This window comes from Stenotrophomonas panacihumi, from assembly GCF_001431645.1.
In the GTDB taxonomy this organism is placed as follows: Bacteria; Pseudomonadota; Gammaproteobacteria; order Xanthomonadales; family Xanthomonadaceae; genus Stenotrophomonas_A; species Stenotrophomonas_A panacihumi.
On record NZ_LLXU01000022.1, the window covers coordinates 1 to 11292 of the forward strand.

Consider the following 11292-nt stretch of genomic DNA (forward strand, 5'->3'; position numbering starts at 1 on the left):
GTTCAATGGTGCGTTTGTTTACGCGAACATCGATTACAAGTGGTGAGGCGGTAGCGTTGAGGCGCTGCGTGCAGGGCGGCTAGTTGTGTTGCCTTACGGTGCGGGCACCGCCCTGGCGGGTAGGGTCGTCACGGCTCGGGCGAACATCCTGTTCGACTCGCCGCCGCGGGCCATCCATGGCCCGCTGACGCCCATACCCACCAGGGCGGCGCAAGGCGCTTCATTTTTCACGCTTCGATCGGAGCCGCGCCGGAGAGTGGGAGGGGGAAGAGCAAAAGCAGAAGCGCTCGCCTGAGCCTTCTTCATACCTTCAATTTCCACCTTGCCTTTGCTCTTTCGGTTGCGGCTGAAGTCGCTCCTGCGAGTTGGATGGCGGTGCGCTGTGGGTGCCTGGCTTTGGTTGTTGCCGTCCGGTCGTGGGGATGTGGAGGGTCTGCGGGGCTGGGGCCCTTTCGGGACCGTTGGCGCCATGGATGGCGCCGACGAGCCCCCATGGATGGGTTCACGGCGTGTCCCGAAAGGGCCCCAGCCCCGCAGGCCGTGCAACAAAACACAAACGGCCGATCAACCTCGCAGGCCAGCCCACCAACAAACAACCACGAACAAAACAAAAAGGGCGGCCAACGGCCGCCCCACAAAAACCACACCCCTCATCCCTGCCCATCAGGCACTGGATGCACCGTCCCGCACTCGGAACACGTCCGCCGCTCAACCGAGCCATAGAACCGCTCGAACACCAGCGGCAGATCCTTCTCGATGCTCCCGAGCGCAAAGAACTCCTCGTAAAGCAGGTGGTTGCACTGCGGGCAATACCACATCAACCCGTCGCGCTCATGCGGCAACCGGCGCCGCTCGACCACCAACCCCACCGACCCGGCCATCCGCCGCGGCGAATGCCGCACCTTCGGCGGCAACAGGAACATCTCGCCCGCACGGATCGGGATGTCGCGCACCTGCCCCTCGTCCTGCACCTTGAGCACCATCTCGCCTTCGAGCTGGTAGAACCACTCCGGGCCTTCGTCGTAGTGGAAATCGGTGCGCACGTTCGGCCCACCCACCACCATCACGATGAAATCGCCGTCATAGATGCACTTGTTGCCGACCGGCGGCTTCAACAGGTGACGATTTTCCTCGATCCACGCCTGCAGGTTGAGCGGTGCGGTGAGCATGGTCGACTCAGCGCTCCTGCCGGTCGGCCTGGATCTTCGCCAGCGCCGCCGCGTAGCGCGCATCGAGCTGGTCGCTCGCGCTCACGTCCAGGCCCAGGTCGTGCACCAGGCCGTCGCGCAGGCTGTACACCCAGCCATGGACCGTCAGTTCCTGCCCGCGATTCCACGCATCCTGCACCACCGTCGTGCGCACCACGTGCACCACCTGCTCCAGCACGTTGAGCTCGCACAGGCGCGCGTGCTGCAGCGGCAGCGTCGCCACGTCGTGCAGGCAACCCTCGTGCTTGTCGGCCACGTCGGTGACATGGCGGATCCAGTTGTCCACCAGGCCCAGGCGCGCCTGCGTCAGGCTGGCCAGCACGCCGCCGCAACCGTAGTGGCCCACCACCAGGATGTGGCGCACCTTCAGCACGTCCACCGCGAACTGGATCGTGGACAGGCAGTTGAGGTCGGTATGCACCACCACGTTGGCGACGTTGCGATGGACGAACACTTCGCCCGGCGCCATGTCGATGATCTGGTTGGCCGGCACGCGCGAGTCCGAGCAGCCGATCCACAGGTATTCCGGGTTCTGCTGCTTGGAGAGCCGGGCGAAGAATTCCGGGTCCTCCTCGTTGATGCGGTCGGACCAGGCGCGGTTCTTTTCGAGTAGATCGGTGAGCGAGTTCATGTCGGTCATTATCCTCCAGCCCCCTGTACAGTCGCTGCCGTACGGTCGCGCATCAGCGCCGCCGTCGCACGGGCTTCGTCATCGCCCTGGCGTTCGAGCGCGTCGATCACCGCGGCCACGTTCGCGGCCGGATGATTCTGGCTCAGCTTGAATTTCATCTCGATGCGCTCGGCCACGAAGCGGAAGCCGACGATGCCGCGCAGCTGCGATCGTTCGCGCGGGTTGTCCGCGTCGAAGCGCCAGTCGCCGCCGGCGCGCGCTTCGAAATGATCGCTGAGGCGCGCGACGAGATCGGCCAGGGCGGCTTCCTCGTTGAACGGCGCCAGCCGCCCATGCAGGTGCGCCACCGCGTAGTTCCAGGTCGGCACGCGCGCCGCCTCGGCCTTGTCCGGATACCACGAGGCCGAGACGTAGGCATGCGGCCCCTGCACGATCACCAGGGCATCGCCGCCCGCCGCCTGCGGATTCGGGCGCGCCCAATGGCCTTCGAGCAACACGCGCTCGCCTTCGCGCCGGTACAGCACGGGCAGGTGGCTGGCCTCGGGGAGGCCGCCGGCAAACGTCACCACGGTGACGAACGGGTCGTGGGCGATCAGCCCATCCAGCGCGGCCAGGTCGGTTTCGACGAAGGCGCGCGGGGTATGCATCAGGCGCGTCCGCCCAGGTGCTGGGTCATCCGCGGGACCAGCTCGTCGCCTTCGCCGCGCGGCGGCTGCACTTCGGACAGCGAGAAGCCACGCGCCAGCGCGTCGTCCTCGTCCAGCCCGTCGAAGGCCACGAATTCGGCGTCGAACAGCGCGGCGCGCGCGCTGTCCTCGCTGTCGTAGGCCAGGGTGTTGCCGTCGCTGTCGAGTACTTCGGCGGTACCGGCTTCCTTGACCCGCAGGCGGGCCCACACCAGCAGGCGGCCCAGGCTGGCCAGCCACCACTGTTCGAAGGTGTATTCGTCGTTCATTTGATTACCGTGGAAAGCAGGCCGAGCAGGGCGGCCATGCCCAGGCCGGTGAGAAGGGTGAGCAGCGCCAGCCAGGCCGGCGTGGCCAGGCCGGAGAGCGCGCGGTCGCCGGTGTCGCGGTAGCGGCGCACCAGCAGCCATTGCAGCGCCGCCGGCTTGAGGAATGCCCCCGGGCCGAGGGCGGCCGCCAGGGCCTGGTGGCGGTCGCGCAGGTGTACCAGCGTCAGCGGCCAGAAGATCACGAAGGCGCAGAAGCCGGCCACCGCGACGCCGACGAAACACAGGGCGAAGAACAGGGTCATCCGTGGATCGCTCCCATCAGGCGTGGCGCCAGCGCGCCGACGATCAAGGCGCCGACCACCCACCACAGCGGCCGCACCGCGTGCGACACGGCGCGGCGGGCCTCGGCGGTCTGCCACCATTCCGGCCCGCCGCCATGGCGGGAAGCCTGGCGCTGCAGGCCGAGGGCCCGCGCGATGCAGAAACACGCCGCCACGATGGCCACGCCGTACAGCGCCAGCTGTACCGTCAGTGCCAGTTGCAGCAGCGTCACCTCAGAACTCCGCGCTGCCCGGCGCGCGCGGGTAGGGGATCGCGTCGCGGATGTTGCCCAGGCCGCAGACGTAGACCACCAGGCGCTCGAAGCCCAGGCCGAAGCCGGCGTGCGGCACGGTGCCGTAGCGGCGGAAATCGCGGTACCAGCCGTAGTGCTCGGCATCCAGGCCGAACTGCGCCATGCGCGCGTCGAGCACGTCCAGGCGCTCCTCGCGCTGGCTGCCGCCGATGATCTCGCCGATGCCCGGCGCCAGCACGTCCATCGCCGCGACGGTCTTGCCGTCGTCGTTCAGGCGCATGTAGAAGGCCTTGATGTGCTCGGGGTAGTTGGTCACCACCACCGGGCGGCCGACGTGTTCCTCGGTCAGCCAGCGCTCGTGCTCGGTCTGCAGGTCCAGGCCCCATTCGACCGGGAAGTCGAACTTCTTGCCCGAGGCCTGCAGCAGGCGGATCGCGTCGGTGTATTCGATGCGCTCGAACGGCGCGTTGACGAAGGCTTCCAGCTTGGTGATCGCGTTCTTGTCCACGCGCTCGGCGATGAACGCCATGTCGTCGCCGCGCTCGGCCAGCACCGCGCGGAACAGGTACTTGAGGAACTCCTCGGCCACGCGCGCGTCCTCGGCCAGGTCGGCAAAGGCGATTTCCGGCTCGATCATCCAGAACTCGGCTAGGTGGCGGGTGGTGTTGGAATTCTCGGCGCGGAAGGTCGGCCCGAAGGTATAGACCTTGCTCAGCGCCAGGCAGTAGGCCTCCACGTTGAGCTGGCCGGACACGGTGAGGAAGGTTTCCTTGCCGAAGAAGTCACGGCCGAAATCCACCTCGCCGGCGGCGTTGCGCGGCAGGTTGGCCATGTCCAGCGTGGAGACGCGGAACATCTGCCCGGCGCCCTCGGCGTCGGAGGTGGTGATGATCGGGGTGCTGATCCAGTTGAAGCCGTTCTCGTGGAAGAAGCGGTGCGCGGCCTGGGCCAGGCAGTTGCGGATGCGGGTGACCGCGCCGAACAGGTTGGTGCGCGGGCGCAGGTGGGCGACCTCGCGCAGGAACTCCGGGGTCATCGGCTTGGGCTGGATGGGGTAGGTCAGCGGGTCCTCGACCCAGCCGACGATCTCCACCGAACTGGCCTGGATCTCGAACGCCTGGCCCTTGCCCTGCGACTTCACCAGCGTGCCGGTGGCGACCAGCGAGCAGCCCGGCGTCAGGCGCTTGAGGTCCTCGAAGTTGGCCAGGGTGTCGGTGGCCACGACCTGGATCGGGGCGAAGCAGGAGCCATCGGTGACATTGACGAAGGCCAGGTTCGCAGACCCGCGCACCGTGCGCACCCAGCCCCGTACCGTCGCCTCGCCGCCTTCCGGGATCTTCCCGGCAAGCGCATGTTCAACGCTGACCACCGTCATGATGTTTCTTCCTCGCCGCAGCGAACTGTCCAATGAGCCGGGAAGTGTAAATGCGGCAAGGCCTACTGGCGAGGCGAGCGCGGGGCCCGCGGGCGCTTGCGATGCGCCGCCGCGGCCCTCATCTGCAAAGGGCAGGGCGCAAGACGCAGTGTCGTGCCGCCCGCGCTGGCCGGTTCATGGCCGCGGCCTATAATTGTCCCGTTCTTCCGGAGCCTCCCCCCATGGCAGTCAGCCTCACCCCCATCGCCCTGGAGCGCGTGCAGCGCTTCGTGCAGCAGACCCCCGGCGCGCTCGGCCTGCGTTTCGGCGTGACCCGCACCGGCTGTTCGGGCTGGGGCCACATCACCGAACTGGCCCGCGACCAGCGCGAGGGCGACGCGGTGTTCGAGCAGGAGGGCGTGCGGATCTACGTCGACGCCCAGAGCCTGCCCCTGGTGGACGGCACGCAGATCGACTTCGGCAAGCACGGGCTGAGCGAGACGTTCACGTTCTCCAACCCCAATGCCACCGCTGAATGCGGCTGCGGCGAGAGCTTCACCACGGAAGCCGACAAGGCCTGAGGCTAAAAGGGCGGCCCGTTGCGCCTAAGTCCCTGAACTGCCATAATTTCCTGCTTCCTGCCCGGTTCCGGGTGGGAACCCTTGCCCCACTGGCGTCCGCCGGGGGGCTGTCCGGCCCTCCGGGGCCACATCCGAAAGGTATGAAAACATGAGTCGTCATTACGAAGTCGTGTTCCTGGTCCATCCGGACCAGAGCGAACAGGTCCCCGCCATGATCGAGCGCTACAAGTCGCTGGTCGAGAATGGCAACGGCAAGATCCACCGCCTGGAAGACTGGGGCCGCCGCCAGCTGGCGTACCCGATCCAGAACCTGGTGAAGGCCCACTACGTGCTGATCAACATCGAAGCCGACCAGGCCGTGCTGAACGAGCTGGTCGAGAGCTTCCGCTTCAACGACGCGGTGCTGCGCAACCTGGTCATCAAGCGTGATGGCCCGGATACCGAGCAGTCGCTGATCATGAAGAGCAAGGACGAGAAGGGCGACAAGCCCGAGCGTGGCGAGCGTCGTCGTCGTGACGACGATGAGAACGAGGGCGGCAACAACGCCTCGAACGACAACGACGGCGACAACGCCGAAGCCGCTTAAGGAGCACTGACATGTCCAAGTTCTTCCGTCGTCGCAAGTTCTGCAAGTTCACCGCCGAGGGCGTCAAGGAGATCGATTACAAGGATCTCAACACCCTGCGCCAGTACCTGACCGAGAACGGCAAGATCGTGCCGAGCCGCGTCACCGGCACCAAGTCGAAGTACCAGCGCCAGCTGGCCACGGCCGTCAAGCGCGCCCGTTTCCTGGCCCTGATCCCGTACACCGACAACCACGACGTCTAAGCACGTCAGCGCGCCACACCCGGCTTCCGGCCGGGTGGCGGCGAGCGATATCCCGTCCTATTCGGACAGCCACCGTTGCGGCGGCACCTGCCCTCGCTAACGAATAACGGAGCAAAACCATGCAACTGATCCTCCTGCAGAAAGTGACCAACCTGGGCAACCTGGGCGACAAGGTCACCGTGAAGCCGGGCTACGGCCGCAACTTCCTCGTGCCGCAGGGCAAGGCCGTGCCGGCCACCGAGGCCAACCTGGCTGCGTTCGAAGCCAAGCGCGCCGAGTACGAAGCCAACGCCAAGGGCCAGCTGGACGAGGCCCAGGCCCGTGCCGCCAAGTTCGAAGGCGCCAGCGTGACCGTGTCGGCCCACGCTTCGACCGAAGGCAAGCTGTACGGCTCGGTCGGCCCGCGTGACATCGCCGAGGCGTTCACCGCCGCCGGCCTGCCGCTGGAAAAGAGCGAAGTGATCCTGGGCGAAGGCTCGTTCCGCAACATCGGCGAGTACGACGTCCTGGTGCACCTGCACGCCGACGTCGAAGTGACCGTCAAGGTCATCGTCGAGTCCGACGCTGCCTGATCCCGGCCTCGCCGTGATCCTGCAACGGGCGCCCCAGGGCGCCCGTTGTTTTTTCCGGCACCGGTCGCGTGGCCGGCACCGCCGCCTGGCTTCCCGCCGGCCGTGACGCGCCCGCTATACTCAAGGTCCACTGCCACGCCCGCTTGCCCGGATCTGAGCCAGATCAAGGGCTTGGGCGCGGAAATCCTCGAAAAACCTGCTGGCGACGCCCCGCGCGGCGCCCGGAACCCGACGCCACATGCGCCTTTCCACCATCAAGCTGTCCGGCTTCAAGTCCTTCGTCGACCCGACCACGCTGCACCTGCCGACCAACATGACCGGCGTCGTCGGTCCGAACGGCTGCGGCAAGTCGAACATCATCGACGCGGTGCGCTGGGTGATGGGCGAAAGCTCGGCCAGCCGCCTGCGCGGTGATTCGCTGACCGACGTCATCTTCTCCGGCTCCTCGGCGCGCAAGCCGGTCTCGCAGGCCACCGTCGAGCTGATCTTCGACAACGCCGACCACGCCATCAGCGGCGAGTACGCGGCGTTCAACGAAATTTCGGTCAAGCGCACCGTGAGCCGCGACGGCACGAGCGCGTACTACCTCAACGGCACCAAGTGCCGCCGCCGCGACATCACCGACCTGTTCCTCGGCACCGGCCTGGGCCCGCGCAGCTACTCGATCATCGAGCAGGGCATGATCAGCCAGATCATCGAGGCGCGCCCGGAAGACCTGCGCGTCTACCTGGAGGAAGCCGCCGGCATCTCCAAGTACAAGGAGCGCCGCAAGGAGACCGAGACGCGCATCCGCCACACGCGCGAGAACCTCGACCGCCTGAACGACCTGCGCGAGGAAATCACCAAGCAGCTCGAGCACCTCAAGCGCCAGGCGCGCCAGGCCGAGCAGTACCAGGCGCTGCAGGAAGAGCGCCGGGTCAAGGATGCCGAGTGGAAGGCGCTGGAATATCGCGGCCTCGACGGCCGCGTGCAGGGCCTGCGCGAAGCGCTGTCGCGCGAGGAGACCAAGCTGCAGCAGCTGATTTCCGAGCAACGCGAGGCGGAGTCGCGCATCGAGACCGGGCGCGTGCGCCGCGAGGAGGCCGCCGAGGCGATGTCCAAGGCGCAGGCCGACGTCTATCAGGTGGGTGGCGCGCTGGCGCGCATCGAGCAGCAGATCCACCACCAGCGCGAGCTCTCGCAGCGCCTGCACAAGGCGCGCGATGAAGCGCAGAGCCAGTTGCAGGAGCTGACCCAGCACATCACCGGCGACGCGGCCAAGCTGGCCGTGCTGCGCGAAGCGGTGGAAGCGGCCGAGCCGCAGCTCGAGCAACTGCGCGAAGAGAACGAATTCAAGCAGGAAGCGCTGCGCGAGGCGGAGGCCAAGCTCGCCGACTGGCAGCAGCGCTGGGAACACCACACCCGCGATACGGGCGAAGCCTCGCGCGCCTGCGAAGTCGAGCGCACCCGCGTGGACTACCTCGACCGCCAGGCCCTGGAAGCCGACCGCCGCCGCGAAGCACTCGCCGGCGAGCGCGCCGGGCTGGACCTGGAAGCGCTGTCGGAAGTCTTCGAGCAGGCGCAGGTCCAGCACGAGACGCAGAAGGCTGCGCTGGACGGCCTCACCGAGCAGGTCGAGGTGCGCAAGCAGTCGGTGGCCGCCCTGCAGGAACAGCAGCGCGGCAGCCAGGGCGAACTGGCTGAGGTGCGCAAGCAGGCGCAGGCCGCGCGTGGCCGGTTGTCCTCGCTGGAAACCCTGCAGCAGGCCGCGCTCGGCCAGGAGCAGGGTGCCGCGGTGGCGTGGCTGAAGTCGCGCGGGCTGGATTCGGCCGCCCGCGTCGGCGAGCGCATCACGGTGGACGCCGGCTGGGAAAACGCGGTCGAAAGCGCGCTGGGCCAGCTGATCGAAGGCGTGCTGGTCGATGACCCGGCCGCGCTGGTCGATGCCTTGGGCGAACTGGGCGAAGGCCGCATCGCCCTGGTGTCCGACGCCACCGGCGAAGGCGAATTCGCGCCGACCTCGCTGGCGGCGAAGGTGCGCGGCCCGCTGGCGATCCGTCGCCTGCTCGCGCGCCTGCACGGCGCTGACGACCTCTCGGCCGCGCGCCAGTTGCAGCGCCAGCTGGGCGACCAGGATTCGGTGATCACCCGCAACGGTGAACGCCTGGGCGAAGGCTGGGTGCGCGTCTCGCGCTCCGGCGCCGCCAAGCAGGGCGCGCTGCTGCGCGAGCGCGAGATCCAGGAACTGCGCTCGCAGATCGAAACTTTGGGTGAGCGCGAGGCCGAACTCGAGCGCCGCCTGGCCAGCTTCCGCGACCAGCTGCTCGCCGCCGAGCAGCAGCGCGAGGACGCGCAGCGCCAGCTGTACATGGCGCACCGCAGCGTCTCCGAGCTGGCTGGCCAGCTGCAAAGCCAGCAGGGCAAGGTGGATACCGCGCGCCTGCGTATCGAGCGCATCGAAAGCGAGCTGGCGCAGCTGATCGAAACCCTGGACAACAGCCGCGAGCAGGCCCGCGAGGCGCGCGCCAAGCTCGAGGACGCCGTTGGCCGCATGGGTGACCTGGAAGCCACGCGGCAGGCGCTGGAAACCGAGCGCCGCCAGTTCACCGAATCGCGCGACCTGGCCCGCGACGCCGCGCGCAGCGTGCGCGACGCCTCCCATGCGCTGGCGCTGACGCTGGAATCCCAGCGCACGCAGATGACCTCGCTGAGCCAGACCCTGGAGCGCATGGGCAGCCAGCGCGGCCAGCTGGACACCCGCCTGGAAGATTTGATCGCCCAGCTCAGCGAGGGCGACTCGCCCGTCGAGACGCTGGAGCAGGAGCACCAGGCCGCCCTGAGCGAGCGCGTGCGTACCGAACGCGTGCTGGCCGAGGCGCGCACCCAGCTCGACGGCATCGACCACGAACTGCGCGGCCTGGAGCAGACCCGCCACCAGCGCGACGAACAGGCGCTGGCGCAGCGCGAGCGCATTTCCCAGCGCAAGCTCGACCAGCAGGCGCTGGTGCTCAGCGCCGAGCAGCTCTCGGCGGCGGTGGTGAAGGCCGGCTTCGTGCTGGAAGACGTCATCAACACCCTGCCGGAAGACGCGCGCGTGGCCGACTGGGAGCAGACCGTGCAGCAGATCGACGGTCGCATGCGCCGCCTGGAGCCGGTCAACCTGGCCGCGATCCACGAATACGGCGAAGCCGCCCAGCGCGCCGAGTACCTGGAGGCGCAGAACGTCGACCTGACCACCGCGCTGGAAACCCTGGAAGACGCGATCCGCAAGATCGACCGCGAGACCCGCGGCCGCTTCAAGGACACCTTCGACCGCGTCAACGCCGGCGTGCAGGCGCTGTACCCGCGCCTGTTCGGCGGCGGCCACGCCTACCTGGAGCTCACCGGCGAGGACCTGCTGGATACCGGCGTGGCGATCATGGCGCGCCCGCCGGGCAAGCGCGTGTCGAGCATCTCGCTGCTGTCCGGCGGCGAGAAGGCGATGACCGCCGTGGCGCTGGTGTTCGCCATCTTCCAGCTCAACCCGGCGCCGTTCTGCCTGCTGGACGAGGTGGATGCCCCGCTGGACGAAGCCAACGTCGGCCGCCTGGCCAACATGGTCAAGGAGATGAGCGAGAAGGTGCAGTTCCTGTTCGTCAGCCACAACAAGGCGACGATGGAAGCGGCCCACCAGCTCTCCGGCGTGACCATGCGCGAACCGGGCGTGAGCCGCCTGGTCAGCGTGGACCTGGAAGAAGCCGCGCGCCTGGCCGGCGCGGCCTGAGGCCACGGTTGCGCCGCAGCATGGACGCCGCGGCCCGCGCAGGGTTTCAATTTCGCCGTTTAGCTGACAGGCTTACGGGAATCCCATTACCGACCCATTGCCGGAGACGCTGCTGATGTCCGACATGGCCATGATGCGAATTGGCATCCTGATCGTTGGCCTGCTGCTGGTGGCGGCCATTTTCCTGTTTGGCCGGCCGAAGAAGCCGCCGCAGGGTCGTCGCGTCGAGAGCGAGCCGGCGCCGCAACCGGGCGCGCGCGAACGTCGCGAACCGGTGATTGGCGAAGACGCCGCCGCCGCGGAAAGCGGCGACTACAGCGGCGAGGCGGTCTCCCAGCCCGAACTGGGCCTGGGCGCGGCCGAGAGCGCGGCCAGCGAACTGGGCAAGCGGCCGTCGCAGGACTTCGACAAGATCGTCTCGCTGTTCGTCGCCGCCAAGGCGGGGCAGGTGCTGCGGGGCGAGGACATCGTGGTGGCGGCCGAGAAGACCGGCTTGACCTTCGGCCACATGAACGTCTTCCACCGGCTGGTGGAAGGGCATCCGGAACGCGGCCCGATCTTCAGCATGGCCAGCATCCTCAAGCCGGGCAGTTTCGACATGGCAAATATCCGTGCCATGGAAACCCCGGCGATCGCCTTCTTCCTGACCCTGCCGGCGCCGATGACCGCGCTGGATGCCTGGGAAAAGATGCTGCCGACCGTGCAGCGCATGGCCGAATTGCTGGAAGGCGTGGTGCTGGACGACAGCCGCAATGCCTTGGGCCGCCAGCGCATCGCCCATATTCGCGACGAACTGCGCGCCTACGATCGCCAGCACCAAGCGCCGCCTTTGACTAAGGCCCCGCGC

At 67.9% G+C, this 11292-nt stretch carries 13 protein-coding genes; 6 read left to right on the plus strand and 7 right to left on the minus strand.

What is annotated here, in order from left to right; translation table 11 throughout:
* Positions 1-650 precede the first annotated feature (650 nt).
* Genes ARC20_RS00955 through asnS form a run of 7 tightly spaced genes read right to left on the minus strand, consistent with a single transcriptional unit; the run spans position 651 to position 4743 of the window.
* A complete protein-coding gene (locus ARC20_RS00955; RefSeq protein WP_057642967.1) occupies positions 651-1169 on the minus strand; it encodes a 3-hydroxyanthranilate 3,4-dioxygenase in 519 nt (172 codons plus the stop codon).
* A gap of 7 nt (positions 1170-1176) precedes the next feature.
* A complete protein-coding gene (can, locus tag ARC20_RS00960) occupies positions 1177-1839 on the minus strand; it encodes a carbonate dehydratase (protein WP_057642997.1) in 663 nt (220 codons plus the stop codon).
* Between the two features lie 8 nt (positions 1840-1847).
* Positions 1848-2486 (minus strand): FMN-binding negative transcriptional regulator, encoded by a 639-nt coding sequence (locus tag ARC20_RS00965; protein ID WP_057642969.1) that lies wholly within the window; start codon positions 2484-2486, stop codon positions 1848-1850.
* The gene (locus tag ARC20_RS00970) at positions 2486-2794 is read right to left on the minus strand and encodes a hypothetical protein (protein ID WP_057642971.1); all 309 of its coding nucleotides are present in this window, start codon (positions 2792-2794) and stop codon (positions 2486-2488) included. Before ARC20_RS00970 ends, ARC20_RS00965 begins: the two co-directional genes overlap by 1 nt.
* Entirely contained in the window at positions 2791-3096 is a 306-nt protein-coding gene (locus tag ARC20_RS00975) for a hypothetical protein (protein WP_057642973.1), read from the minus strand. Before ARC20_RS00975 ends, ARC20_RS00970 begins: the two co-directional genes overlap by 4 nt.
* The gene (locus tag ARC20_RS18595; RefSeq protein ID WP_057642977.1) at positions 3093-3347 is read right to left on the minus strand and encodes a hypothetical protein; all 255 of its coding nucleotides are present in this window, start codon (positions 3345-3347) and stop codon (positions 3093-3095) included. The genes ARC20_RS00975 and ARC20_RS18595 overlap by 4 nt, the downstream gene beginning before the upstream one ends.
* Before the next feature lies 1 nt (position 3348).
* Positions 3349-4743: an asparagine--tRNA ligase gene (gene asnS / locus ARC20_RS00985; protein WP_057642980.1), complete on the minus strand. Its 1395-nt coding sequence runs from the start codon at positions 4741-4743 to the stop codon at positions 3349-3351.
* Between the two features lie 221 nt (positions 4744-4964).
* Here asnS and ARC20_RS00990 point away from each other — a divergent pair, with 221 nt between their 5' ends.
* The 6 genes from ARC20_RS00990 to zipA form a co-directional block, all read left to right on the plus strand.
* On the plus strand, positions 4965-5303 hold the full coding sequence (locus tag ARC20_RS00990; protein ID WP_057642983.1) for a HesB/IscA family protein: 339 nt from the start codon (positions 4965-4967) through the stop codon (positions 5301-5303).
* Between the two features lie 148 nt (positions 5304-5451).
* Complete coding sequence (rpsF, locus tag ARC20_RS00995) at positions 5452-5889, plus strand: 30S ribosomal protein S6 (RefSeq protein WP_057642987.1); 438 nt, start codon at positions 5452-5454, stop codon at positions 5887-5889.
* A gap of 11 nt (positions 5890-5900) precedes the next feature.
* Positions 5901-6131, plus strand: coding sequence for a 30S ribosomal protein S18 (rpsR, locus tag ARC20_RS01000; protein WP_002804494.1), 231 nt, complete (start codon positions 5901-5903; stop codon positions 6129-6131).
* Between the two features lie 119 nt (positions 6132-6250).
* Positions 6251-6703: a 50S ribosomal protein L9 gene (gene rplI, locus ARC20_RS01005; protein WP_057642989.1), complete on the plus strand. Its 453-nt coding sequence runs from the start codon at positions 6251-6253 to the stop codon at positions 6701-6703.
* A gap of 238 nt (positions 6704-6941) precedes the next feature.
* Positions 6942-10445 carry a chromosome segregation protein SMC gene (gene smc / locus ARC20_RS01010; RefSeq protein ID WP_057642994.1) on the plus strand — a complete coding sequence of 1168 codons (3504 nt, stop codon included), beginning with the start codon at positions 6942-6944 and terminating at the stop codon, positions 10443-10445.
* Positions 10446-10560: 115 nt separating this feature from the next.
* Positions 10561-11292: cell division protein ZipA (gene zipA, locus ARC20_RS01015; protein WP_057642999.1), on the plus strand; the 732-nt coding region annotated here is incomplete at its 3' end.